The sequence below is a fragment of the Streptomyces sp. NPDC005811 genome (assembly GCF_040630405.1).
Classification (GTDB): Bacteria; Actinomycetota; Actinomycetes; order Streptomycetales; family Streptomycetaceae; genus Streptomyces.
Genome location: NZ_JBEXXK010000001.1, coordinates 51,377 through 75,350 on the forward strand (window position 1 = coordinate 51,377; position 23,974 = coordinate 75,350).

Annotated in this window: 26 protein-coding genes and 1 tRNA gene; 13 read left to right on the top strand and 14 right to left on the bottom strand. The window is 72.1% G+C overall.

Annotated features, from left to right (window positions below):
• Window positions 1-10 precede the first annotated feature (10 nt).
• Window positions 11-1,402: a polysaccharide pyruvyl transferase family protein gene (locus ABZ490_RS00220; RefSeq protein ID WP_358982230.1), complete on the bottom strand. Its 1,392-nt coding sequence runs from the start codon at window positions 1,400-1,402 to the stop codon at window positions 11-13.
• Window positions 1,403-1,648: 246 nt separating this feature from the next.
• On the opposite strand from ABZ490_RS00220, the gene proB reads away from it, so the two are divergent.
• From proB to ABZ490_RS00245, 5 genes are all read left to right on the top strand, one after another.
• A complete protein-coding gene (gene proB / locus ABZ490_RS00225) occupies window positions 1,649-2,755 on the top strand; it encodes a glutamate 5-kinase (protein WP_358982936.1) in 1,107 nt (368 codons plus the stop codon).
• Between the two features lie 155 nt (window positions 2,756-2,910).
• A complete protein-coding gene (locus ABZ490_RS00230; protein ID WP_358982938.1) occupies window positions 2,911-3,357 on the top strand; it encodes a hypothetical protein in 447 nt (148 codons plus the stop codon).
• A 122-nt stretch (window positions 3,358-3,479) separates the two neighbouring features.
• Window positions 3,480-4,766 carry a glutamate-5-semialdehyde dehydrogenase gene (locus ABZ490_RS00235; RefSeq protein ID WP_358982232.1) on the top strand — a complete coding sequence of 429 codons (1,287 nt, stop codon included), beginning with the start codon at window positions 3,480-3,482 and terminating at the stop codon, window positions 4,764-4,766.
• An 83-nt stretch (window positions 4,767-4,849) separates the two neighbouring features.
• On the top strand, window positions 4,850-5,467 hold the full coding sequence (locus ABZ490_RS00240) for a hypothetical protein (protein ID WP_358982940.1): 618 nt from the start codon (window positions 4,850-4,852) through the stop codon (window positions 5,465-5,467).
• A 101-nt stretch (window positions 5,468-5,568) separates the two neighbouring features.
• A complete protein-coding gene (locus tag ABZ490_RS00245) occupies window positions 5,569-6,636 on the top strand; it encodes a hypothetical protein (RefSeq protein ID WP_358982234.1) in 1,068 nt (355 codons plus the stop codon).
• 82 nt (window positions 6,637-6,718) lie between these two features.
• Here ABZ490_RS00245 and ABZ490_RS00250 read toward each other — a convergent pair whose 3' ends face one another.
• On the bottom strand, window positions 6,719-7,813 hold the full coding sequence (locus tag ABZ490_RS00250) for a M48 family metallopeptidase (protein ID WP_358982942.1): 1,095 nt from the start codon (window positions 7,811-7,813) through the stop codon (window positions 6,719-6,721).
• Window positions 7,814-7,954: 141 nt separating this feature from the next.
• Here ABZ490_RS00250 and ABZ490_RS00255 point away from each other — a divergent pair, with 141 nt between their 5' ends.
• The 7 genes from ABZ490_RS00255 (at window position 7,955) to ABZ490_RS00285 (ending at window position 12,163) form a co-directional block, all read left to right on the top strand.
• Window positions 7,955-8,107, top strand: a complete 153-nt coding sequence (locus tag ABZ490_RS00255; RefSeq protein WP_358982236.1) for a hypothetical protein — start codon at window positions 7,955-7,957, stop codon at window positions 8,105-8,107.
• 109 nt (window positions 8,108-8,216) lie between these two features.
• Window positions 8,217-8,381 (top strand): hypothetical protein, encoded by a 165-nt coding sequence (locus ABZ490_RS00260; RefSeq protein ID WP_358982238.1) that lies wholly within the window; start codon window positions 8,217-8,219, stop codon window positions 8,379-8,381.
• Window positions 8,382-8,472: 91 nt separating this feature from the next.
• The gene (nadD, locus tag ABZ490_RS00265) at window positions 8,473-9,099 is read left to right on the top strand and encodes a nicotinate-nucleotide adenylyltransferase (RefSeq protein ID WP_358982240.1); all 627 of its coding nucleotides are present in this window, start codon (window positions 8,473-8,475) and stop codon (window positions 9,097-9,099) included.
• A 16-nt stretch (window positions 9,100-9,115) separates the two neighbouring features.
• Window positions 9,116-10,849, top strand: coding sequence for a LytR C-terminal domain-containing protein (locus tag ABZ490_RS00270; protein ID WP_358982242.1), 1,734 nt, complete (start codon window positions 9,116-9,118; stop codon window positions 10,847-10,849).
• A 79-nt stretch (window positions 10,850-10,928) separates the two neighbouring features.
• Entirely contained in the window at window positions 10,929-11,375 is a 447-nt protein-coding gene (gene rsfS, locus ABZ490_RS00275) for a ribosome silencing factor (RefSeq protein ID WP_358982245.1), read from the top strand.
• Entirely contained in the window at window positions 11,372-12,019 is a 648-nt protein-coding gene (locus ABZ490_RS00280) for a histidine phosphatase family protein (protein ID WP_358982248.1), read from the top strand. Before rsfS ends, ABZ490_RS00280 begins: the two co-directional genes overlap by 4 nt.
• A gap of 71 nt (window positions 12,020-12,090) precedes the next feature.
• Window positions 12,091-12,163, top strand: a tRNA-Ala gene (locus ABZ490_RS00285).
• Window positions 12,164-12,213: 50 nt separating this feature from the next.
• On the opposite strand, the gene ABZ490_RS00290 is transcribed toward ABZ490_RS00285, so the two are convergent.
• Window positions 12,214-12,771 carry a sigma-70 family RNA polymerase sigma factor gene (locus ABZ490_RS00290; RefSeq protein WP_358982251.1) on the bottom strand — a complete coding sequence of 186 codons (558 nt, stop codon included), beginning with the start codon at window positions 12,769-12,771 and terminating at the stop codon, window positions 12,214-12,216.
• 141 nt (window positions 12,772-12,912) lie between these two features.
• Here ABZ490_RS00290 and ABZ490_RS00295 point away from each other — a divergent pair, with 141 nt between their 5' ends.
• On the top strand, window positions 12,913-14,607 hold the full coding sequence (locus ABZ490_RS00295) for a BTAD domain-containing putative transcriptional regulator (RefSeq protein ID WP_358982253.1): 1,695 nt from the start codon (window positions 12,913-12,915) through the stop codon (window positions 14,605-14,607).
• A 15-nt stretch (window positions 14,608-14,622) separates the two neighbouring features.
• Here the strand turns inward: ABZ490_RS00295 and ABZ490_RS00300 are convergent, their stop codons facing one another.
• The 11 genes from ABZ490_RS00300 to ABZ490_RS00350 all read right to left on the bottom strand — a co-directional run bounded on the left by ABZ490_RS00300 (window position 14,623) and on the right by ABZ490_RS00350 (window position 23,942).
• A complete protein-coding gene (locus ABZ490_RS00300; RefSeq protein WP_358982255.1) occupies window positions 14,623-15,243 on the bottom strand; it encodes a helix-turn-helix domain-containing protein in 621 nt (206 codons plus the stop codon).
• A 101-nt stretch (window positions 15,244-15,344) separates the two neighbouring features.
• The gene (locus ABZ490_RS00305; RefSeq protein WP_358982258.1) at window positions 15,345-16,061 is read right to left on the bottom strand and encodes a dienelactone hydrolase family protein; all 717 of its coding nucleotides are present in this window, start codon (window positions 16,059-16,061) and stop codon (window positions 15,345-15,347) included.
• Window positions 16,062-16,186: 125 nt separating this feature from the next.
• Complete coding sequence (locus ABZ490_RS00310; RefSeq protein ID WP_358982260.1) at window positions 16,187-16,498, bottom strand: DUF4873 domain-containing protein; 312 nt, start codon at window positions 16,496-16,498, stop codon at window positions 16,187-16,189.
• Between the two features lie 17 nt (window positions 16,499-16,515).
• Window positions 16,516-17,448: a diiron oxygenase gene (locus ABZ490_RS00315; RefSeq protein WP_358982263.1), complete on the bottom strand. Its 933-nt coding sequence runs from the start codon at window positions 17,446-17,448 to the stop codon at window positions 16,516-16,518.
• Window positions 17,449-17,457: 9 nt separating this feature from the next.
• Entirely contained in the window at window positions 17,458-18,330 is an 873-nt protein-coding gene (locus ABZ490_RS00320) for a ThiF family adenylyltransferase (RefSeq protein ID WP_358982266.1), read from the bottom strand.
• On the bottom strand, window positions 18,327-19,277 hold the full coding sequence (locus ABZ490_RS00325) for a hypothetical protein (protein ID WP_358982268.1): 951 nt from the start codon (window positions 19,275-19,277) through the stop codon (window positions 18,327-18,329). The genes ABZ490_RS00320 and ABZ490_RS00325 overlap by 4 nt, the downstream gene beginning before the upstream one ends.
• The gene (locus ABZ490_RS00330) at window positions 19,274-19,924 is read right to left on the bottom strand and encodes a hypothetical protein (protein WP_358982271.1); all 651 of its coding nucleotides are present in this window, start codon (window positions 19,922-19,924) and stop codon (window positions 19,274-19,276) included. Before ABZ490_RS00330 ends, ABZ490_RS00325 begins: the two co-directional genes overlap by 4 nt.
• Window positions 19,921-21,183, bottom strand: coding sequence for an acyl-CoA dehydrogenase family protein (locus ABZ490_RS00335; protein ID WP_358982273.1), 1,263 nt, complete (start codon window positions 21,181-21,183; stop codon window positions 19,921-19,923). The genes ABZ490_RS00330 and ABZ490_RS00335 overlap by 4 nt, the downstream gene beginning before the upstream one ends.
• A 73-nt stretch (window positions 21,184-21,256) precedes the next feature.
• Complete coding sequence (locus ABZ490_RS00340; protein WP_358982275.1) at window positions 21,257-21,628, bottom strand: SCP2 sterol-binding domain-containing protein; 372 nt, start codon at window positions 21,626-21,628, stop codon at window positions 21,257-21,259.
• Entirely contained in the window at window positions 21,625-23,259 is a 1,635-nt protein-coding gene (locus tag ABZ490_RS00345; protein ID WP_358982278.1) for a GMC family oxidoreductase N-terminal domain-containing protein, read from the bottom strand. The genes ABZ490_RS00340 and ABZ490_RS00345 overlap by 4 nt, the downstream gene beginning before the upstream one ends.
• Entirely contained in the window at window positions 23,259-23,942 is a 684-nt protein-coding gene (locus ABZ490_RS00350; RefSeq protein ID WP_358982281.1) for an SGNH/GDSL hydrolase family protein, read from the bottom strand. Before ABZ490_RS00350 ends, ABZ490_RS00345 begins: the two co-directional genes overlap by 1 nt.
• Window positions 23,943-23,974 lie beyond the last annotated feature (32 nt).

Here is a 23,974-nt window from a genome sequence, read left to right on the forward strand (position 1 = left end):
GCCCGGGGCGCTACTTCGCGGGCTTCAGCGCCCGGCCCATCACCCGGCGCGCCCTGCGGTAGATCGAGGGCGCCGGGACGGTCAGGGCGGCGGCCTTGGCGGCGGCCTTCGCCCCCGCCCGGGACTTCGCCAGCTCCCGCTGCAACTGGCTGTTGTGGGTGTCCAGTTCGGTGATGCGCTGCTGGAGCCAGCCGAACCGGCTGGTGAGCGACGCCACGTCCGCGTCGATCCAGGGGCGCACGCCCTCCGGGAAGCGCAGCGCGCGCAGCCGCTCGTCGAAGGCCTTGCCGCCGTCGCCGTGCGTGAAGGTGTTCTCCAGCCCGTTCTTGTCCAGGAACGAGGTGAACCGGTCGAACCGCTCCCGGTGGTTGCCGGTCAGCGCGCTGAAGTCGGCCTCCTCGTACAGCTCGGCCGGGTCGAGGTCCGCGGGCACCTCGCTCAGCAGCCGGTGCGGGATCTCGAAGTAGCGGCACAGCTCCAGCGTGCGCGAGTCGAAGGCCAGCACGGTGGCCGGCGTGCCCGCGAGCAGGGCCGCGATGTTGCCGTGGATGCGCGAGCCGAAGGAGTAGTCGAACTCCTTCAGGTCGTCGATCCAGGTGACCGGGTCGATGTAGACCCGGACCTTGTCCTCCCGGTACATCGGGTGGTCGGGGTGGGTCGGCATCTCGCGGACCCGGCCGGCCGAGGAGTCGGTGTCGCGCCAGTGCAGCTGGCGGGCGTCGGTGAGGTTCTGGCCGATGTAGCGCAGGTGGGGGTAGTTCTCGTGGGCGCGTCTGAGGATCTTGCTCAGGCCGCCGCGCACCGCGGTGTGCGAGCCGTTGGTGGAGATCCTCGACTCGGGGGTGATGGCCGCCACCCGCTTGGTCACCTCGAGCCGCTCGCCGTGCATGAACAGCGACGGGCAGCCGATGATCTCGACGTCCTTGAAGCCCATGTCGGTGACGTACTGCGCGGTGAACTCGCCCCGCACGCCGATGGAGGCGCTGTGGTCCAGGACCGCGGAGACGAAGTCCCGCACGGTGGACTCCATGGACTTCAGCCGCGCCGGGTCGTTGTCCAGGCCGGCCTGGGCGCCGACGCCGACCACCACGACCGGGATCTTCAGCTTCGAGATCAGCTGTGTCAGCCGCTTGAGCGGGGCCTCGAACGTCGGCCGGAAGGCGTTGGCCAGAGGCACGACGAACGCGTCGTACTCCTCGTTGATCCGCCCTGCGGCACTGACCTGGGTCGCGATGCCGTTGGACACCACCTCCGCGCTGCCCGGCACGGTGAGGATCTTGTGCGTGGCGTCGCTGAAGATGAGGTTGCCCGAATTGGTGGCAAAGACGTCGCGGTGGAGGGCTTCCTCGACGGGGACCACGTCGAAGGGGCTCTTCCCCGACCTGAGGAGTATGCGCTTCACAGGGCGAACTGTAGGTGACACAAACTTCAAAATAAATTTGTATTCCCTTCAGATTCTATGTGGAACCAGTACAACCTTTTTGCCGTACGCGAAGAGTGAGCAAACGATTACGCAGGCGCACCGTCCGGGGAGTGGAACTCGCGCGCGTCCCCGGGGTCCGTTCGCGTAGATTGCGAGAGGGCCCGGAAGGACTCGGAACAGCCGCGCGAGGGGACGAAGAACAAGGTGGCAGGCGCAAGGCAGGCCGTGGGCGAGGCCCGCAGGATCGTCGTCAAGGTGGGCTCCTCGTCGCTGACCACGGCCGCCGGGGGACTGGACGCCGACCGCGTCGACGCCCTCGTCGACGTCCTCGCCAAGATCCGCAGCGGCGGCGAACGTGAGATTGTCCTCGTTTCCTCGGGCGCCATCGCCGCCGGCCTCGCCCCGCTGGGCCTGCGCCGCCGCCCCCGCGACCTGGCCCGCCAGCAGGCCGCCGCCAGCGTCGGCCAGGGCCTCCTCGTCGCCCGCTACACCGCCTCGTTCGCCCGCTACGCCGTGCGCGTCGGACAGGTGCTGCTGACCAGCGACGACATGAGCCGCCGCGCCCACCACCGCAACGCCTCGCGCACCCTCGACAAGCTGCTCGCGATGGGCGCGTTCCCCATCGTCAACGAGAACGACACCGTCGCCACCGACGAGATCCGCTTCGGCGACAACGACCGCCTCGCCGCGCTCGTCGCCCACCTCGTCCACGCCGACCTGCTGGTGCTCCTGTCCGACGTGGACGGCGTCTACGACGGCGACCCCAGCAGGCCGGGCACCTCCCGGATCGCCGAGGTGCGCGGCCCCGAGGACCTCGCGCACGTCGAGATCGGCAGCGCCGGCAAGGCGGGCGTCGGCACCGGCGGCATGGTCACCAAGGTCGAGGCCGCCCGGATCGCGACCGGCGCCGGCATCCCCGTGGTCCTCACCAGTGCCGTGCACGCCGCCGACGCCCTCGCCGGCAAGGACACCGGCACCTACTTCCACCCCACCGGCAAGCGCTCCGCGGACCGGCTGCTCTGGCTCCAGCACGCCTCCACCCCGCAGGGCTCGCTCACCCTGGACGACGGCGCGGTGCGCGCGGTCGTCGAGCGTCGTAAATCGCTGCTGCCCGCCGGGATCGCCGACGTCGAGGGCGAGTTCAGCGCGGGCGACCCCGTCGAACTGCGCGACACCGCCGGACACGCGGTGGCCCGTGGCCTCGTCAACTTCGACGCCAAGGAGATCCCCCTGCTGATCGGGCGGTCCACCCGCGAGCTGGCGCGCGAGCTGGGTGCGGAGTACGAGCGGGAGGTCGTCCACCGCGACGACCTGGTGATCCTCCACCCCTGAGGCCGTCGAACGGCTGTCTCCGGAGGGCCCCGAACGGTCCGTACCGGTGGGGGACGTTCCGTGAAACCGCCCCAAGGAGCCGTGCGGCCTGCTCAACTTTGTCTCAGGGAGACCGGTTGCACGAGCGCTGCGAAAAGGAGGCCGTCGTGAGACGAGTGCGCCCCGGGGTGGCAGCGGCGCGGGGGAGTACCGGCGCGGCGGGCGAGGAACGCGCGCTGACCAGCGTGGCGGCGGGGGAGCGGTACGAGGGACCCGCCGAGCTGCCCCGGCTCTGGCACGTCACCCTCAGCGTCTCCGGCGAGGAGGCCCCGCTGGGGGAGGTCCGGCGCGCCCTCGAACAGCTCGCCCACGACCATCCCTTCCTCCTGACCAGCCGCTACGCGGGCGATCACGCGGAGATCCGCTACTTGGAGGAAGCCCGCGACCTCCACGACGCCGCCGCCGTCGCGCTGCGGCTGTGGGGCGAGCACCGGCGCACCTCGCAGCTGCCGCCCTGGGAGATCGTCGGCCTCGAGGTGATCGACCGGGAGACCTACCACCAGCGCATCGCCGAGGGCTACGGCCCGCGACCGGCCAGCCCGGTCGGCGTCCACCCCTTCTGACCCCTCCCGTTCTGACCCCTCCCGTCGGCCTCCCCGTCCCCGCCCCTCCGGGTACGTCTCGGTGCTTGGGACGGCCCGTGGACGACCATGGCCCCCTCCGCCCGGCGCACTACCCTTCCCGTATGACCACGCTCTCCCCGTACGACGCCATGTCCCCGGTCACCCAGGCCGCCTACCGCGCCAAGGCCGCCGCCGCCGACCTCGCGCCACTGCCCCGGGCCGCCAAGGACGACGCGCTGCTCGCCATCGCGGACGCGCTGGAGGTCCGTACGAGCGAGATCGTCGAGGCCAACGCCAAGGACATCGCCAAGGCCCGTGAGGCCGGCACCGCCGAGTCCGTCATCGACCGGCTGACCCTCACCCCGGAGCGGGTCCGGGCCATCGCCTCCGACGTACGGGACGTCGTCGCCCTGCCCGACCCGGTCGGCGAGGTCGTCCGCGGCTCCACCCTCCCCAACGGCATCGACCTGCGCCAGGTCCGCGTCCCGCTGGGCGTCGTCGGCATCATCTACGAGGCCCGCCCGAACGTGACGGTGGACGCCGCCGCCCTCTGCCTGAAGTCCGGCAACGCGGTCCTGCTGCGCGGCTCCGCCTCCGCCTACGAGTCCAACACCGCCCTCGTCCGGGTCCTGCGGGACGCCGTCGGCGGCGCCGGGCTGCCGGCGGACGCCGTCCAGCTGGTGCCCGGCGAGGGCCGGGAGTCCGTGCACGAGCTGATGCGCGCCCGCGGCCTGGTCGACGTCCTCATCCCGCGCGGCGGCGCCTCCCTGATCCGGACCGTGGTCATGGAGTCCAAGGTCCCCGTCATCGAGACCGGCACCGGCAACTGCCACGTCTACGTCGACGCCCAGGCCGACATCGACATGGCGATCGACATCCTGATCAACTCCAAGGCCCAGCGGGTCAGCGTCTGCAACGCCGCCGAGACCCTCCTGGTCCACCAGGACATCGCCGCCGCGTTCCTGCCCCGTGCCCTGGACGCCCTCGCCGAGGCCGGGGTCACCGTCCACGCCGACGACCGGGTGGCGGCGTACGCCGAGGACTCCAAGGCCACCGTCGTGGAGGCCACCGCCGAGGACTGGGAGACCGAGTACCTCTCCTACGACATCGCCGCCGCCGTCGTCGACTCCCTGGACAAGGCCGTCGAGCACATCCGGCTGTGGACCTCCGGCCACACCGAGGCGATCGTCACCACCTCGCAGCAGGCGGCCCGCCGGTTCACCCAGCTGGTCGACTCCACCACGGTCACCGTGAACGCCTCCACCCGGTTCACCGACGGCGGCCAGTTCGGCTTCGGCGCGGAGATCGGCATCTCCACCCAGAAGCTGCACGCCCGGGGCCCGATGGGCCTGCCGGAGCTGACCAGCACCAAGTACATCGTCACCGGCGACGGCCACGTACGGCGCTGACGCACGGCCGGGGGAGGCGGTGGGCGAGGCGGCCGTGAAAGGCGTCTCATCCGGTGGACGAATTTCCCTACCGCCTGCCCAAATTGACCCCCCAGGTCTACTCTGGATCCGTGCCGGAGGACGTGGGGGGCACGCCGTTCCCTGACGGCTGGGAGCCCGACGACGACCACGACCGCGGGGTGTCGGACGAAGAGTTCGCCTCCGTGGTCTTCGACGAGGCCTTCGTACGGGCGGCCGTGGTGCACGAGCCGTCCGCCGTGGAGCGCCTCCTGGCCGCCGCCGAGGCGAGAGCCGAGGCCTCCGAGGCCGAGGCCCGCCGTGCCCGCGCGCGCGGCGACCGCTACGACGACGCGTACGGTCCCGACGGACCCGGCGATTTCGGCCATGATCCGGACCTCGACGACCTGGACGACGACGACCCGGACGGCCACCACGGCCCCTTCGGGCCGTACGGCAAACAGGTCCGCTGGCACCGTCCCGTCGCCTGGATGCTCGCCGTCGTGATGGGCGTCGGCATGGTCGCGCTGGCCTTCGCCGCGGTCTACCGGGGTTCCTCCTCCGGCAGCCGGGACCAGGTGCCGCCGCCCGCCTCGACCGGACCGGAGCAGGGCGGGGCGGCGACGCAGGGCGGGGCGGCGACGCCCTCCACCTCCGCCGACCGGTCCAGGGCGGCCGTCTCGGCGGTGCCCCGCACGCCCTGAGGCCCGGGGCCCGTCCGGCGCGTCGAACCTGGTGAGAACCTGTCAGAACTTGTCGCGCAGCGGGGCGTTTACCCGGGCCCCGCGCGACCTACCCTGAAAGTATGAGCGGGCCTGGCGACCCACCGGAGGGGACCCCCGAAGGCGCCCCCGGAGGTGGAGAGGACGAGTACCGATCCGTCGTCTTCGACGAATCGTTCGTCCGCGCTGCCCGCCTCCAGGAGTACTCGGCCCTGGAGCGCATGGCCGACCACGCGCCCGCCGTACGCCGCCGCCCGCCCCTGCACCGGGGCCTGTCCCGGCAGGCGCTGATCCTGGTCCTGCTGATCGCCGTCGCCTTCGGCACCGCGATCTACATGGGCGTACGCAACCCGTACCAGAGCTCCGCCACACGGCGGGCCGTGGACCCCCTGCGGATGACCGTCGTCCCGCTCGCCCCGCAGGGACCGGTGCCCGGCACCGCCGACACCGGGTCGTTGTTCGCCCACAGCCCGGCCGCGCAGTTCCGCGTCGGCGCCGAGGGGATCCCGCTGCCGGCCGCCCGGCGCACCGCGCACTTCTCCGACAGCCAGGTCGTCACCGCCCTGACCACCGCCAAGGAGTACCTGGTGCGCTCCTCCCTCTACCCGGAGGTGCTCACCGGACAGGAGGTGCAGCCGGTGCGCGGGCTGATCGACGCCGAGCAGCTCGACCAGTTCGACGAGGGCTTCAGCCGTCCGGCGGCCGACGGGCGGCACGCGCCGACCGGCTGGCTGGTGCGCTTCGACCCCGCCCGGGTGGAGCTGGCCGACCGCAAGGTCCGGGTCCAGGGCACGCTGACGGTCACCGAGACCGACTCGGCGACGCTGGAGGTCACCGCGGAGCACACCTTCGTGTACGCGCTGCGGCCGGCCGGGGCCGACGCGAAGGCGCCGGCCTCCCTGTTCACCGTCCGCCGTGAGCTGCTGTTCCGGTTCGACCGGGAGGACCTGCGGACCCGCCAGACACAGATCGTCTCGGCGACCGTGCAGGCGGGGCCGCTGTCCTGCGCGGAGGACTCCGCGAACCGGCTGCGACCGCTGCTGGCCGGCCAGACGGCGGCGGGCCGTCCGGCCGGGACCGATCCCTATGCGACCGGGAGCGCGGTCGGGTTGTGCGGGACGCTTGACGCCGGGGCTGAGCCGAAGTTCTGAGGCTGCGGGCCGGTGGGGGCTGGTCGCGCCCAAGCGGCGGAGCCGCACATCGATGCAGCCCCGCGCCCCTGGGGCGATGCGCTTACCGGGCGCTTTCCGCCGGGGGCTCCTCGTTCCCCTCGTTCCCCTCCGGTGTGCTCGTGAAGCCGTCGAAGCCTCGGCGGACCCGGCCGCCCAGGCCGCCCGCGCCGCCCGCGATGTCGGTGACCAGCTTCATCAGCGGGTCCTTGGAGGTCTTGATGTTGGTCGCGTAGTGGGAGGCGGACTCGCGGAAGGAGTCCGACACCGAGGTGTTCTTGTCCTCGTCGCGGCGCGGGTAGTGGCCGTCCATGATCCGCTGGTAGTCGCGGGACTCGGCCCACTTCTTCAGCTCCGCCGCCCGGACCGTGGCGAAGGGGTGCGTACGGGGCAGGACGTTCAGGATCTTCAGGACGGAGTCGCGCAGGTCGCCGCTCTCCTCGTACTCCTCGGCCTGCTTCAGGAACGCGTCCACGTTCATCTCGTGCAGGTGGTTGCCGCCGGCCAGCTTCATCAGACCGCGCATCGAGGCCTTCAGGTCCTGGCCGACGAGGAGGCCCGCGCGGTCGGCGGACAGCTCCGACTTGCGGAACCACTCGCGCAGCGCCGTGACGATCGCCATGATCGCGATGGTGCCCAGCGGGATCCAGGCGACCCGGATGGCGAGGTTCGTCAGGAAGAGCAGGATCGTGCGGTACACCGCGTGCCCGGACAGGGCGTGGCCCACCTCGTGGCCGATGACGGCCCGCATCTCCTCCTCGTCGAGCAGTTCGACGAGACCGGTGGTGACCACGATGATCGGCTCGTCAAGGCCGATGCACATCGCGTTCGGCTGCGGGTCCTGGTTGACGTACATCGGCGGGACCTTCTCCAGGTCCAGGATGTAGCAGGCGTCCCGCAGCATGTCGTTGAGGTGCGTGAACTGCTGGTCGGAGACCCGCACCGAGTCGGACAGGAACAGCAGCCTCAGGCTCCGCTCGGGCAGCAGCCCGCTGAGTGCCTTGAACACCGTGTCGAAACCGCTCAGCTTGCGCAGCGCCACCAGGGCGGAGCGGTCGGCCGGGTGCTCGTACGCGCGCGAGGAGATCCCGGGGAACCGGGTGCGCTGCCTGCTCGGCACGTTCTCGGAGCCGTTGTTCTGGCGGCCGTCGTCGGACATGTACTCCCCCATGTGCGTCTGTGTGGCCCTCGTGCGGCCCGCCCTTTGCGGACCCTTGTGCGGCCCTTTGCGCCCCCGAAGCAGAGCCCAGCCTAGGCGGAGTTACCGTGGACGGGCACTACACCGAAGGAGTCCCGAACCATGGAGCAGTACCCCGCGGCCGCCTGGCTGACCGAGGCCGCCCAGCAGCAGGGGGCGGGGAACCTTCTCCGTGTCGTACTGATCGTGATGATCCTGGGCTGTGTGCTCACCGCGTGGTTCGTACTGCGGGGCTACAAGCGGAAGGACGACTGAGTCCGCGGGAAGGTTCCCATGGGCGGAGTCGGCGTGATCGCCGCGGAGCGCCCCGCTTACGATGGGCCGACATCTTTATCCCGCCAACACCGGATAGGTCGTCCCGAAGATGAGCCTTCACAGCGCCGCCGCCCAGCTGGTCACCCTCGCCGCCGAGGGCGAGGAGCACGGTGGCAACCACGAGAGCCTGAACCCGCTGCTCACCGGCGGTGGCGCCTTCCTCATCCTGATGCTCCTGCTCTGGATCACCACCCGCTTCAACCGCGACCGCTGAGGCACACCGTGTTCCCACCGGGGTGGATACCGGGGTACTTCGGGCACCGGCCGGCCGGGGCCCTCAGGACGGGCCGGTAGGGTCTGCACGCATGGGAGAGCAGGACATGCCTACCGGCCCGTCGAACCGGGGCAAGCGCCGCCTGGGCGTCATGGGCGGAACGTTCGATCCGATCCACCACGGACACCTCGTGGCGGCCAGTGAGGTCGCCGCGCAGTTCCACCTGGACGAGGTCGTGTTCGTCCCGACCGGTGAGCCCTGGCAGAAGAGCCACCGCCGGGTCTCCCCGGCCGAGGACCGCTATCTGATGACGGTCATCGCGACCGCCGAGAATCCCCAGTTCTCGGTCAGCCGCATCGACATCGACCGCGGCGGTGCCACCTACACCGTGGACACCCTGCGCGACCTGCGGGCCCTCAACCCCGACACCGACCTCTTCTTCATCACCGGCGCCGACGCCCTCGGTCAGATCCTGACCTGGCGCGACAGCGAGGAGCTGTTCTCCCTGGCGCACTTCATCGGGGTCACCCGGCCCGGACACCAGCTCACGGACCCCGGTCTCCCGGAGGGCGGCGTCTCCCTCGTGGAGGTTCCCGCGCTGGCCATCTCCTCGACGGACTGCCGTGCGAGAGTCGCCAAGGGAGACCCCATCTGGTACATGGTGCCGGACGGAGTCGTGCGTTACATCGACAAGCGCGAGCTGTACCGCGGCGAGTGAGCCGAGAGGGGTACCGGTGAACGACCGATATGACGCGGGGTACGGGGGCGACCCGTACGAGCTCGTGGGCTACGACGAGTACGGGCAGCCGGTCTACCGGCAGGTGACGCCCGCCCAGCCGCCCCAGCAGCAGGGCTACGACCCCTACGGGCAGCAGGGACAGCAAGGCCAACAGGGGTACCAGAACCAGCAGGGCTACGGGTACGACCCGTACACCCAGGGCGGTCAGCAGGCACCCCCCTACGACCCGTACGACACCGGGGTGCAGCAGACCGGTGGCGGCTACGCCCCCTACGACCCCTACGGGCAGACCGTCGTCGGCGGCCAGCCGCCGCGGGCCGAGCAGCCCCGTACCGTCGAACAGCCCCGTACCGCCGAGCAGACCGCCTACATCCCGCAGCAGGCGGGACCGGCCGAGGGCGAGACGGACGAGCGGGCCGGGGACGACACCCCGGAGCCGGACGGCCGGGAGTACCACACCGCGCAGTTCGCGTTCGTGGAGGAGCCCGACGGCGACTCCGAGGACGTCATCGACTGGCTGAACTTCACCGAGAACCGCACCGAGCGGCGCGAGGAGGCCAAGCGCCGCGCCCGCAGCCGGCTCGTCGCGCTCACCGTCGTCCTCGCCCTGGTGGCCGTCGGCGGCGTGGGCTACCTCTGGTTCGCCGGGAAGCTGCCCGGACTGTCCAAGTCCGCCGGCTCCAAGGCCGGCACCACCACCGCGAGCGCCGCCCAGAAGCGGGACGTGGTCGTCGTCCACCTCCACAACACCTCCGGGGGCGGCACCAGCACGGCCCTGCTCGTCGACAACACCACCACCGACCGGGGCACCACCGTCCTGCTGCCCAACTCCCTCGTCCTCACCGACACGGACGGCACCACCACGACCCTCGCCAAGTCCGTCGACGACGACGGCTCCGACGGCACCCGGGACGCCCTGGACACCGTCCTCGGCACCGACATCGAGGGCACCTGGCGGCTGGACACCCCCTATCTGCAGAACCTCGTCGACCTCGTCGGCAACATCGAGGTCGACACCGACACCGACGTCCCCGACCCGGCCGCCAAGAAGAAGGGGCAGGCCCCCCTCGTCAGCAAGGGCAAGGACCAGACCCTGAGCGGCAAGATGGCCGTCGCCTACGCCACCTACCGCGCCTCGGGCGAGGCCCAGAACGCCCAGCTGGAGCGGTTCGGCCAGGTCATGCAGGGCGTCCTGCGCAAGGTCTCCTCCGACCCGGGCGCGGCGACCACCACCGTCGAGACGCTCGCCCAGATCCTGGACCCCTCCCTCACCGACAAGGACCTCGGCACCTTCCTCGCCAAGCTCTCCGACCTCGCCAAGGGCGGCGACTACAAGACGGCCCTGCTGCCGGTCCAGGCGGACGGCACGCTCAGCGCCGACGACAGCGCGAGCGTCGTCAAGGACGTCCTCGGCGGCACCGCGAAGAGCCCCGACAAGGACGCGGCCGTCAGCGTCTCCGTGCAGAACGCCAGCGGCACCAAGGCCGACACCGAGGACGCGCGCGTGGTGCTCCTCAACGGCGGCTTCACCTTCCTGGACGGCGGCACGGCCTCGGCCGCGCAGACCGCCTCCCAGGTGCTGTACGCGGACGCCGCCGACAAGGAGAACGCCACCGAGGTCGCCAAGACCCTGGGCCTGCCCACCGGCACCGTGAAGAAGGGGAAGGTCTCCGGCAACGCGAACGTGTCCGTCGTCCTCGGCCGGGACTACGAGCCCTCGTCGTCGTAGTCCCGATCAATCGCGTGGGGGACCGTCGGTGGTCCGTGAGACCCTTGAGGGCAAACGACCGCCGACGGAAAGCCACGTAGTGACCGCCACCGACCGCTCCATCGAGCTCATCACCGCCGCCGCCCAGGCGGCCGCCGACAAGCTCGCGCACGACATCATCGCCTACGACGTCAGCGACGTGCTGTCGATCACGGACGCCTTCCTGCTGGCCTCCGCGCCCAACGACCGCCAGGTCAAGTCGATCGTCGACGAGATCGAGGAGCGGCTGCAGAAGGAGCTCGGCGCCAAGCCGGTCCGCCGCGAGGGCGACCGCGAGGCCCGCTGGGTCCTGCTCGACTACGTCGACATCGTCGTCCACGTCCAGCACAGCGAGGAGCGCGTCTTCTACGCGCTGGAGCGGCTCTGGAAGGACTGCCCCGAGCTGGAGCTGCCCGAGGACGCCCGGGCCACCAAGGGCAAGGCCGCGGAGTACGCCAAACTGCGGGCCGAGGAGGACGACGCCGAAGAGTTCGGGGACCTGCGGTGAGCGCCCCCGGCCGGGGACGGCGGGTCATCCTGTGGCGGCACGGCCAGACCGCGTGGAACGTGGAGCGCCGCTTCCAGGGCACCACGGACGTCGAGCTGACCGAGACCGGCGTGGCCCAGGCCCGCCGTGCCGCCCGGCTGCTGGCCTCCCTCAAGCCGGACGCCATCGTCGCCTCCGACCTCGCGCGCGCCGCGGCCACCGCCGCCGAGCTGGCCGTGCTCACCGGTCTGGAGATCACCCACGACGAGGCCCTGCGCGAGACCTACGCGGGTGTGTGGCAGGGGCTCACCCACGAGGAGATCGTCGACCGGTACGGCGACGAGTACGCGGCCTGGAAGCGCGGCGAGCCGGTCCGCCGCGGCGGCGGCGAACTGGAGACCGAGGTCGCCGACCGCGCCGCGCCCGTGGTGCTGCGGCACGCCGAGAAGCTGCCCGAGGACGGCACGCTCGTCGTCGTCAGCCACGGCGGCACCATCCGCACCACGATCGGCCGTCTCCTCGGCCTGGAGGCACACCACTGGGAGAGCCTCGGCGGCCTCTCCAACTGCTGCTGGTCCGTCCTCGGCGACGGCGCCCGCGGCTGGCGCCTGCTCGAGCACAACGCCGGCACCCTGCCGGAGCCGGTGCTCGGCGACGACGACTGAGCCGATTTCGCTTTCCGGCAGGTCGCAGGCTAAAGTTCTTCTTGTTCGGCCCGCGGGAGCGGGGGAACAGCGGGGCTATAGCTCAGTTGGTAGAGCGCCTGCATGGCATGCAGGAGGTCAGGAGTTCAATTCTCCTTAGCTCCACAGCGACGGGACCCCGTCCGATCGGCTCGATCGGACGGGGTCCTTCTCGTTCAACGGGCCATCTCCTCGTGGTACACGCTGCGCAGCCGGCTGCGGGCCCGGGTGAAGGCGCTCTCGGCCGACTTGTACGTGATCCGCAGGGCCGTCGCCGTCTCCGCGGTGCTCAGCCCGCGCGCCCGGGCGAGCAGCACCTCGCGTTCACGGCGGCCCAGCGCGGGGACCTGGGTCAGCAGCCAGGCGCCCGCGGCCCGTTCGCAGGTGCGGTGCTCGACCTCCGAGCCGGTGTCCGGTTCGGTGCGGTGCAGCAGATGGGCCCGGTCGGCCAGCCGGCGGTCGCGCTGGGTGCCGCGCTGCTGGTCCACGCAGAGCCGCAGGGTGATCGTGGTGAGGAGCGCGGCGACCCGGGCCTCGTCCAGCGCCTCGAAGGTGGCGGCGCGGATCATGGCCTCCTGGACACAGTCCTCGGCGTCCGCCGATCGCCCCAGCCGGCCCTTCGCGAGGCGCAGCAGCCGCTCGCGCTCGGCCGTCACCAGGGCCCAGCGGCGGGGGTCCCGGTACTTCTCGGTGCAGGTGTCGTCGGTGCAGGTATCGGACGACGTGCGCGTCACAGCAGCTCCCGAGGGCGAGGTCGTGGTGGTGAGGACACCCTCGGCGGGCGCGGTGGCGAAAACCTTGACGCATTCATGGGCGCGTTCTCCGCACGTTGCGGACGCCGTACAGTGAAAATCAAGAAATGCCTCATGGTGACGATGTTCGTTCGTCAGTACGAAGTCGATCGCTTCGGGGCGCAACGACCAGAGACAGCGCACACCCGGGGGAGTGGGAGCGTGGTTCTTGTTCAGTTGTTGGGGCCTGTGGAGTATCGGGCCGCGGGGGAAAGCCTGGTGGAACTCGGCCAGGCCAGGCAGCGTTGCATCTTTGCCATGCTCGCCGTGAGCGCAAATGAAGTCGTCATGCCCGACGAACTCATCGACCGGGCCTGGGGCGCTGAGCCGCCGCAATCGGCTCGGAACATGATTCATTCCTATATATCCAGGCTGCGCGGCGCCCTGGAGAACGGCGGCAGCGGAGCGGGGGCCACCCTGCGCCGCCGCAACGGCGGTTACACCCTGGAGGTGGACCCCGACGCGGTCGATCTGCGCCGCTTCCGCCGGATCGTGGCGGCCGCCCGGGCCACGGCGGACACCCGCACCTCGGTGGCGCTGTTCCGGGAGGCGCTCGACGCCTGGCGGGGCCGGGCGCTCGGCGGACTCAAGGGCGAGTGGGCCGAGCGGACCCGGCGGCTGCTGGAACGGGAACGGGTGTCGGCCCTCGTCGAGTGCCATGAGGCCGAGCTGCGGCTGGGGAACCACCTCGGGCTGCTCGACGAACTGCACTCGCTCGCCGACCAGCACGCCGACAACGAGCTGGTCATCCGCAACCTCATGACGGCGCTGCACCGCTCCGGCCGACGTGCCGAGGCCGTCGAGGCGTTCGAGGTCCTGCGCCGCAGGCTCGCCGACCGGCTCGGGGTGGATCCGGCTCCCCAGACCCGGGAGCTGCACGCCCGCATCCTGCGCGGCGACACCGAGGTCGTGTCCGCGCAACCGGCCGCCGACGTGGCACCGACCGTGCCGCGCCAGCTGCCGCGGGGCATCCGCTGTGTGGGCCGCGAGCAGGAACTGGCCATGCTGGACGGGTTCGTCACGGCGGACGACGGCCGTCCGCCCACGCGGGTCATCGAGGGGCCGCCCGGGATCGGCAAGACGGCCCTGGCGGTCCAGTGGGCCCACCGGGTCGCCCGTCGCTTCCCGGACGGCCAGATCTTCGTGGCCCTGCACGGCAGCGGCGGCGAGGGGCGGCAGGGGCGGGCGCGGCTGACCGCGCGGACCACGGCCACGGTCGCGCTGCGGCAGGACGAGCCGCGCGCCGTCCAGGCGGCGGTGGCGGTGCCGGTCCCGGTGCCGCGTGCGGTGCGGGCCCGGGAGCGGGCCCCGTCCGCCGACGACGTGCTGCGGTTCGTGCTGCGCAGCCTCGGGGTGACGGTGCCGCGGACGGAGAGCGATCCGGTGGGGTTCGGGCAGCGGGTCCTGAGGGATCTGAAGGTGCTCGTGGTGCTCGACGACCTCGCCTCGGCCGATCAGCTGGCGGCGCTGCTGCCGGGCCCGTCCGCGGGGGCGCTGCTGGTCACCACGCGCGACGACGGCCGCCTCGACGGACTCGGCGACCTGCGCGCCGTACGGCTGCGGGAGCTGAGCGCCCAGCAGGCGCGGCGGATGCTGGCCGGGATCCTCGGGGAGCGGCGGGTGGCGGCCGAACCGGAGGCCGTGGCCCGGATCATCGAACTGTGCCACCGCACTCCGCGGGCGCTGAGCGAGGCGGCGGAACAGGCGCTCGTACGGCCCTGTCTGCCGCTCGCCGACCTGGCGGAGGCGATGGCGGCCGGGGCCGTCGGGCCCGGGTGACCGGACCCGGGGCCGTCAGCGGCCGGACACCGCCAGGGCGTCGAAGAGCAGGCGCAGCTCGGTGAGGCTCGCGTCGAGGGCCTTCTGCTGGTCCTCGGCGCGGGCCACCACCATCGCCGTCTCGCACAGGGCGCCGTAGAGCAGATGGGTCAGGGACGTCACGGAGTGCGGGGCGATGTCGCCCTTCGCCGTGGCGCGCCGGACGCCCTCCTCCATCATCTTCACGCAGCCGGTGTTGATCTCCCGCATCTCCTCCGTGCCCAGCGCGCCCGGCGCGTCGAGCAGGTTGATGCGCTGGACGTCGGTGGCGAGGACCTCCACCAGGAAGGCCCGCGCCCCCACGTACACGGCCTCCCAGGAGTCCGGCTCGGCGGCGTCCAGGTAGGCCTCGGCGACGATGTGGGCCAGCCGGGCCTGCTCGCGTTCGTACACGGCCCGGAAGAGGTGCTGCTTGCCGGAGAAGTGGTGGTAGAGGGCGCCCTTGGTGAGATGGGCGGCCTCGACGACGGCATCCAGCGACGTGGCGTTGTAGCCCCGCTCGGCGAAGAGCGTGCGAGCGGCGCGCAGCAGTTCCTCGATGGTGCCGTCGGACCGCTCACGCTGCGTCAGACGTGTTCTCGTGCGAGTCGTGGGCATGTTCACACTTCCCGGGTCGGACCGCCTTCAGCTTGGCCTTCCAGGTTACACGCACTTTCATTCCAACCATACGTATGTGTTCCGTTCGGTACCGGTACGGCTCAGCCGGCGCCGACCCGGGCGGTGAAGCGCAGCACCCGGGCCCAGGCGTCCGCCGAGGCGTCGGCGTACGCGTCGCGCTGGGCGTCGAAGAAGCTGTGCGGGGTGCCCGGGTAGGTGACCACCTCGTGGTCGGCGCCGGCCGCGGCCAGGGCCTCCTCGAAAGCGCTCACATGGGCGGGCGGGATGCCCGGGTCGTCCCCGGCCATCAGCGCCAGCACCGGGGCGGCCAGGTCGGCGGCCCGGCGGGTCGGCCCGGGGGAGCCGTCCGGACCGTCGGCGGGCCAGCAGTAGAAACCGATCACCCCGGCCAGGTCCAGGCCCCCGGCCGCCGCCATCACCGCGAGCCGGCCGCCGATGCAGAAGCCGGCGGTGAGGACGGCGCGCGCGGCGCCGCCCTCCTCGGAGCGCAGATGGGCGACGCCGGCGGCCAGGTCGGCGTAGAGCTCGCGGGGGCTCAGTTTGGCCATGTGCTGGGCGTAGGGGAAGTCCTTCTCCCGCTTTCCGGCGCCCGCCGTCCGTCCGTAGTAGTCGATGACCAGAGCCCGCACACCGTTCTCCGCGAAGCGTTCGGCCAGCTCTGTGTAGAACCCGTAAAGGCCGCGTACATCGGGAAGGATCACGACGGCCGTTCCGGTGCCGTCGGCGGGGGCCGCGGAGAAAGCGGCGAAGGTGTTGCCGTCCTTCGCCGTCAATTCCAGATATCCGCTTTCGATCACGGCGTCCGGAATCCTCGGTACGGGTGGAACGGCGTCTTCGTCGAAGCACATGGGCCGGGGGCCTCCGTCGCGTTTGTTGCTTTTTTGTTTCGGGTCGTTCGGGATTCTTGAAAAGAACGGGTTTTCTACGGCTCGACCTCGTCGAGTCCGAACGGAACCCGGAACGGGGGCACACTGGTGCCCTCGATCCGGTACCGGTTCCACAGATCGGGTTCGGTGATACGGCCCGCCGCATGGCCCTCGGCCGTGCGCACTTCCACTCCGGCGCTGCGGTCGCCCACCAGCCGGGTCAGCTCCTCGTGCGCCTCCAGCCGTCCGTACCAGCGATAGCGGCCGTCGAGCGGCTGGAAGCCGCCGGTCAGCGTGGCCCGCACGGTGAACTCCGTGCGGCCCTCGACGACGAGCACCGCCAGACCCTCGTAACCCTCATCCTCCACGGTCAACTCCCTTGGATCTAGGCGTCCTTGAGCCAACCGGCCTCGCGCCACACCTTCTCCGAGCGGCCGCCGATGAGACCCAGCGACCGGTAGTAGGGGGCGATCCGCTCGGCGCCGTAGCCGCCGTTGGCCTTGCTGATCGGGTTGGAGCGGCCCGCCTCCACGGCCGCCTTGGGGTCCAGGCCGGCCCGCTCGTACATCAGCGGGTTGTAGCGGTCCCGGCGGATGGACTTGACCACGGCCGCCAGGAAGTTGCGCAGCAGCTCCAGCCGCCGCTTGGACAGCGTCGGGACGAAGCGCTCCAGCTCGGTGCGGGCGAAGCTGATGTGCCGGGCCTCCTCCACGACATGGATCCGGGCCACCGTGCGCACCAGCGGCTGGACCGTCTCGTCGGCCGCCTGCTCGCGCTGGAAGCGGTCGAAGAACTCCTCGGTGAGCAGCAGCATCGCCCACAGCGCGGGCACCGGCGCGAACGTCTTCAGCAGCAGCCCGCTGCGCTGCGTCTTGGGGTGGAGCGGATAGAACTCGGTCCCCGTCTTCTCCACCAGCCGGGCGAACATGATCATGTGGCGCACCTCGTCCGCCACCTCCGTCAGCGCGAACTGCACCTGCGGGCTGGTGATGTCCCGCTTGTAGGCGTAGCGCGACACCAGGTGCAGCAGGATGTGCTCGGTCCACACGCCCGCCGCCAGCGACGACGCCAGCTCCTCACGGCTGAGCAGCAGCTTCTGCTCCAGGCTCAGCGAGTCGTACAGCTCCGTCCCGTACAGCGAGATCCGCTTCTCGGGGAGGAACCACTTGCCCTCCTCCAGGGGCTCGTCCCAGTTGACGTCCACGCGCGGGTCGTAGGAGTGCCGGGCCGACGCGACGAGCAGCTGCGCGGCCTTCTTCGTCTGCCGGACCAGCGGGTCCTCCGAGCGGCGGCCCGGACGGTCGGTTGCGGTGGTCATCGAGGCTCCTCAGTCCTGTGTGCGCGGGGTGGGGTCGGAAGGGGTGTCCGCCGAGACGAGCCGGTGCACGTCCACCGTGATCTGCTCCCGGACCGGGCGACCGGCCAGGATCTCCACCACGTAGCGGGCCGCGAGCACACCGAACTGGTGTGACGCGTAGACGAGTTGGGGGACGCTGTAGTCCGGTTCCGAGCGGTGCGCGGTGACGTCGGCGATCAGGTCGGCCGGGACGATCTCGCGGGGGATCACCCTCAGCAGCAGCGTCCACAGGGCGTCCTCGGCGATGTCCTCCTCGGCGATCGCCCCCGCGAGCGGGACGGACTCGGCGCGGTAGTCGTAGTAGCGGACGTGCTGGGTGCCCGACAGGTCGTAGCCGGAGACCACGGGCAGCCGGCGGCGGGCCGCCGCGGCGTGCAGGGCGTACTTGGCCCGCCAGCCGCCCAGGGTGGTGACGTCCACGCCGTCGACCACCACGTCCACCCCGTCCAGGAGCAGCTCCGGGGCGTCCGGACGGATGCCGGCGGTGTCGACGCGGATCCCGGCGTACGGGTTGACCGACCGGATGCGCTCGGCCGCCACCTCCGCCTTGTTGCGGCCGATGTCCGCGTAGGTGGCGCTCTGCCGGTTGAGGTTGTTGAGCTCGTACGTGCCGGGTTCGGCGAGCACGAAGTGGCCCGTGCCGAGCCGGGCCAGCGGTTCGACGACCGCGCCGCCGGTCGAGCCGCACCCCGCCACCAGGACGGTGGCGGTGCGCAGCCGCTCCTGCACGGGGGCCGGGATCAGGCCCCGGTTGCGTTCGGTGAGGGACCGGTAGTACGACTCCGGGTCCTCGGGGACGTCGGCGGGGACCGTCGGCGCGGGTGCCGCGGCGGTGGTGCTCATATCCTCACCCTCCGGATCTCTCCTGAGACCTGGCCGACCAGCTGCTGGAAGCCGGCCAGCGGGTTCGTCGCGTCCAGCGCGCGGGCCAGCCAGCGCACGAGCTGCTCCAGTTCCTCGCCGTGCGGGACGCGGGCCACGAACGGCTTCACGACCGCGCGCTCCACGTAGGCGGGGAAGAGCAGGTCGTCCTCCGGCAGGCGGGGGCTGGTGCCCTCGATGACGGTGATGTCCTTCAGACTGCGGGTCAGCCGCCGTACGGCCAGGCCCTCCTCGCCGTCCCCGACGAGGAGTTTCGGCTGCGGCGACAGACCGGCCAGCACCGTGTAGAAGCCCAGCATCAGCTCCAGGGACAGCCGCAGCCGCCGGGCGGGGGAGGTGTCGCGCTCCGAGGGGCGCTGCATCAGACGCTTGACCTCCCACACCTCGTGGCTGGTCACCGGCTCGTCCAGCGGCACGTGGTCGAACAGGTTGATGTCGTGGGCGACCTCGCAGGGGAACCGGGCGCGGTCCGGGTGGGTCACGGGCAGCGGGGCGGCGTCCGTGGTGCCGATCACCGACACATAGCGCAGGATCGCCCCGGACCGCTCCTCCATCCCGATGACGTGGATCTCCTCGCCGTGCCCCACGCCGAGCGGCTCCGCGAACAGACCGCGCGCGAAGGCCACGCGGTCGCTGGCGAAACGGGACCTGAGGTACTGGGCGAGCCGGAAGCCGTAGATCGCCAGCCGGTAGCGCTCCGGCAGCCGGGACTGCGGGACCGCGACGACGGTGAGGCCGTCGGGCCTGCGGGCCAGGTACAGCGGCTCGGTCTCCTCGGGCAGGCCCGCGAGGTTCATCCGGTCGTGCAGCGCCAGCACATGGGCGACGTACCGGGCACGCCGGGCGTCCTCACCCGCAACCAGCTCCTCACCGCCCGCCCTCCCACCGACAACGGTCGGGACACTCATACCGCCGCCTCCCTTCGGGCCGGGACCTCGGGCAAGGCCCCGGACTGCACCGGCCCAGCCCCGGGCTCCCGGCCGGGGACCGGGCCCGCCTCCGGCTTCCCGGCCGGCGCCGGGGCCGGGGCCCGGTCCGAGTTCGGCGCCCGGTCCAGCGCCTGGTCCGCCTCCGGCTGCGGGTCCGGGTTCGGCGCCCCGTCCGGGGCCGGGCTCGACTTCGGCGCCCGCTCCGGGGCCAGGTCCGCCTCCGGCTGCCGGTCCGAGTTCGGCGCCCTGTCCGGGGCCGGGCTCGACTTCGGCGCCCGCTCCGGGGCCAGGTCCGCCTCCGGCTGCGGGTCCGGGTTCGGTTTCCGGTCGGCCCGGGGCGGGTTCGGCGCCCGGTTCGACCCCGGGGCCCCGGGCGGGTGCAGGTCCGTGTGTGGTTCTGGGGGCAGGTCCAGGACCAGGCCCGAGAAGCGGGTCGTCGTGGCCAGGGTCGCTTCGATGTAGCGGGTGGCGGAGAGCGTGGCGGCGGCGCGGGCCCCGGGGGCCGAGAGGCCGACGGCCGCCCGGGGGCGGGGCGTCGGGGGCGTCGTGGCCGTCCCGGCGCCGGGACGGGGGCGGCGGGGGGTCGTGGTGGCCGCCGTACGGACCGTCGTGCGGGGCGCGGTCACAGCCGGCGTCCGTACAGGGCGCCGGTGACGGCGAGGGCCAGGACCTCCGGGGTGCCCTCGTAGATGCGGGCGCCGAAGGACTCGCGGACCAGCTTCTCCACCGCGTGATCACGGCAGTAGCCGCGGGCCCCGACGATCGACATGGCCTCCTCGGCCACCTCGATCGCCGCACGGTCGGCGAACAGCTTGGCGACGGCCGGCCCGTAGACGGGCGCGGGCAGCATGTTGTCGGCCTGGTAGGCCGCCTGGAGGTACAGCAGGCGCGAGGCCTCGATCTTCGAGGACATCTCGGCGAGCTTGCGGGCCGTGAACTGGTGCTCGTACAGCGGCTTCCCGGCCTGGACCCGCTCGCCCGCGAACTCCTTGGCGATCTCGAACGCGCCCCGCGCCACCCCGGTGGAGATCGCGGCGACGATCGAACGGGCCTGGTTGGACTGGAGGGTGAGGTAGTTCCAGGCGCCGCCCTCACCGAAGGCGATGTTCTCCTCCGGCACCCGGACGTCGTCGAAGTGGAGCGTGGTGCCCAGGCAGGCGCGGTACCCCATCTTGTCGGCGACCGCGCCCCGGGTGACGCCCTCGCTGTCCAGCGGCACGATGAACACGGTCAGCCCGGTGGCGCCGGGGTTGCCCTCGATGTTGGCGAACACGGCCGCCCACTCGGCGACCTTGCCGTTGGTGATGAAGCGCTTGACGCCGTTCAGGACGAAGTGGTCGCCGTCGCGGCGGGCCGTCATCACGTCCTCGGCGAGCTCGGCGTGCTCCGGTATCAGCAGGTCGCAGCCGGCGGTCTCCTCGGTGATGGCGTTGCAGGCGAGGACCGGCTTGTCACCGAGGAAGGACGGCAGGAACCGGGCCTGGAGCTGCTGGTCGCCGGAGAACAGCACCGACGTCTGGCCGAGCAGCGAGGCGCCGAAGATCAGCGCCGTGCTGGCGCAGACCGACGCCAGCTCCTCCATGGCGACGGCCACGCCGAGCACCCCCATACCGCGGCCGCCGAACTCCTTGGGCATGGTCAGGCGCAGCAGGCCGAGACGGTGGCCGGCCTCGACCATCTCCCAGTCGAAGTCGTCGGCCGGGGCGAAGTCGTTGTCGAGGACCCGTGGCTTCACCACGGTCTGCGCGAACTCGCGCACCTCGTCACGGAGTTCCTCGACCTCGGGCGGAAGCCGGAACATCGACGGCATCGCCGCCGCGTCGAGGGCGCGCAGATCGGACAGGGTCGGGGCGTTCGGCACGACGGTCGTGGTGGTGGCGATCACAGTGGTCCGCTTTCTGTGGTGGGCGAATTGCTGTGGTGACGGGCTCAGGGGGTACGGCGGCCGCGACCGCCGCTCAGGAGGCGGCGGGCGCCAGGGCGAGCTGCGCGTACTCGCGCCCCAGCACCGGCAGATAGTCCGCGAGCGAACGCACCCGGGCGACCGGGCCCTTCACGACGAGCCGGCGGGCGACGATCGCCTGCGTCACGCCGAGCTGCCCGAGGAGGACCAGGTGCAGCGCCTGCGCCTGCACCTCCAGCCGCAGGCTCGCGGGGTGCGGGGCGCCGTCGTGCACCCCGTCGGAGTCCAGCAGGAAGGCCGCGTCGGCGGCGCCGGTGACGACGAACTGGAGCGAGAAGTCCCGCTCCTTGAGCAGGGCGGCGAACTCGGCGTCGGCGAGGGCCGCCCGGAAGGCGTCGATGAACAGCTGCGGGTCCTGGACGGTCACAGTCGTACTGCCTTTCGTGAGGTCGTTCCTGTGGTCGGTCGGGTGGGGGAGCCGGCGGCCAGGATCAGTTCGGCCGCGCGCTCCGCGAGCATCACGGTCGGCGCGTGGGTATGGCCGCGGGGCAGGGAGGGCAGGGCGGAGGCGTCGACGACCCGCAGCCCGGAGACGCCCCGCACCCGCAGCGCGGGATCGAGGACGGCCTCGGGGTCCGCCCCCATGCCGCAGGTGCCGACGGGGTGGTACAGGGTCTCCGCGTGGGCCCGGGTCACCGCGTGCACCGTCCCCGGGTCGGGGTCCAGCGCGCCCGGCGTCAGCGGCCTGCCGAGGCGGGCTGCGAGCGCGGGCCGGGTCAGGACGTGCTGGGCCCGGCGCACGCCCTCGGCGAGGACACGCAGGTCGTCGCCTTCGGGGTCGGACAGATAGCGCGGGTCGATCACCGGGTGGGCCGCCGGGTCGGCCGAGGCGAGCCGGACCGTGCCGTGGCTGCGCGGGCGCAGCAGGACCACGCCGAGGGTGACGCCATGGGTGCGCGGAGCCTTCCCCTGGTCGAGGAACGGCACCAGCATCCACACGAACTCCAGGTCCGGCGCCGCCAGTCGGGGGTCGCTGCGCAGGAACGCCACGGCCTCCGCGAGATTGGACGTCAGCCGGCCGCGCCGGCCGCGCAGGAACGCGCCGATCTCGCCCTGCGGGTCGGTGACACCGGGGGTGACCCGGCCGTTCGCCTCGAAGGCCAGCGGTACGTACAGGTGGTCGGCGAGGCGGTGACCGACCCGGGGCGCGTGCGCGTGCACCGTGATGCCGTGCCGGCGCAGCTCGTCCGCGTCGCCCACGCCGGACAGCATGAGCAGCTGGGGCGAGCCGATCGCGCCCGCCGCGAGGACGATCTCGCCCTCGGCGCGCACGACGCACGGCCCGTCCGGTGTCGTACAGGCGACCCCGACCGCGCGGCCGTTCTCGATCAGGATCCGCTCGACGCGGACATCGGTGAGGACGGTCAGGTTCGCCCGGCGCGAGGCGGGCCGCAGATAGCCGTCGGCCGCGCTCCACCGCCGCCCGCCGCGCTGGGTGGCGCGCACCGGCCCCGCCCCCTCCGGCTCCAGCGGCCGCCCGTCGTCCAGCGCGGGCAGCCCCGCCTCGGCACAGGCGGACAGGAACTCGGCGGTGGCGGGACTCGGGTCCCGCAGGTCCTCGATCCGGATCGGCCCACCGGAGCCGTAACCGCTCGCACCGGAGCGGTCCTCCGCGCGGCTGAAGTACGGCGTCACCTCCGCCGTCGACCAGCCCGCGCAGCCCTCCTCATCGGCCCAGCCGTCGAAGTCCGCGCGGTGGCCGCGGGTCCAGATCTGGGCGTTGAGGGAGGACGAGCCGCCCAGGGTGCGGCCGCGCGGCCAGTTCAGGGCGCGGCCGTCGAGGCCCGGTTGGGCGACCGTACGGTAGCCCCAGTCCGCGGAGGAGCCGAACAGCGCCGGGAACGCGGCGGGGATGCTGATCTCGGCGCGCCGGTCCGGGCCGCCGGCCTCGATCAGCAGCACCTCTCCGTCGTCACCGGCGCTCAGCCGGTCGGCCAGCACACAGCCGGCCGAACCGGCGCCGACGACGATGTGGCGTACCGTGCGGTCGCCGCCCATCAGCCCTCCGTCCGGTCCGCGAGCCGGGAGCCGAGCGCCTTCACGATCTCCGCGGCGAGGGCGGCGTGCCCCTCCATCGCGAAGTGGATGCCGTCGGCGCTCATCAGGTTGGGGCGCAGCCGCACCGGGTGGTGCCACATCTCGATGAGGACGGCGTCGTGCCGCCCGGCCACCGCGCGGATACGGTCGTTGAGGGCCGCCGTGCGGTCGCTGAAGACCGCCAGCTCCGGTACCGACTCGAAGACGTTCGTCACCGTGAACGTGAAGATGTCCGCGCCCTGGGCGCGCAGGGCCCCGTACATGGCGTCCAGGTCGGCCTCGACGCCGTCGAGGTCCGGCTCGGCGTCGAACAGGTCGTTGCCGCCGGCCGCCACGTTCACGAGATCGGGCCTGAAGGCCAGGACCTGCTCCAGCTGCTCGGCGCGCACCGCACCGGTCCGTTTGCCCTTGACCCCGGTGTTCAGATAGCCGAAGTCGGGCCTGTCGGCGCTGAGCGCGGCCGAGATCCGCTCCGGCCACGGCACGGTGGCGTACCCGGGGCTGGGGTCGCCGAGGCCGGCGGCGAAACTGTCGCCCATCACGGCGAGCCGCTGCCAGGGCGCCCCGCGCAGCAGCCGTACCGACTCGTCGTGGGAGAGCGCCAGCGGGTCGTCCGCCTCGCTGCGCAGATCGTGGGTCGTCATCTTCTCGTGGTACCTCTCTGGGATGGGTGGGA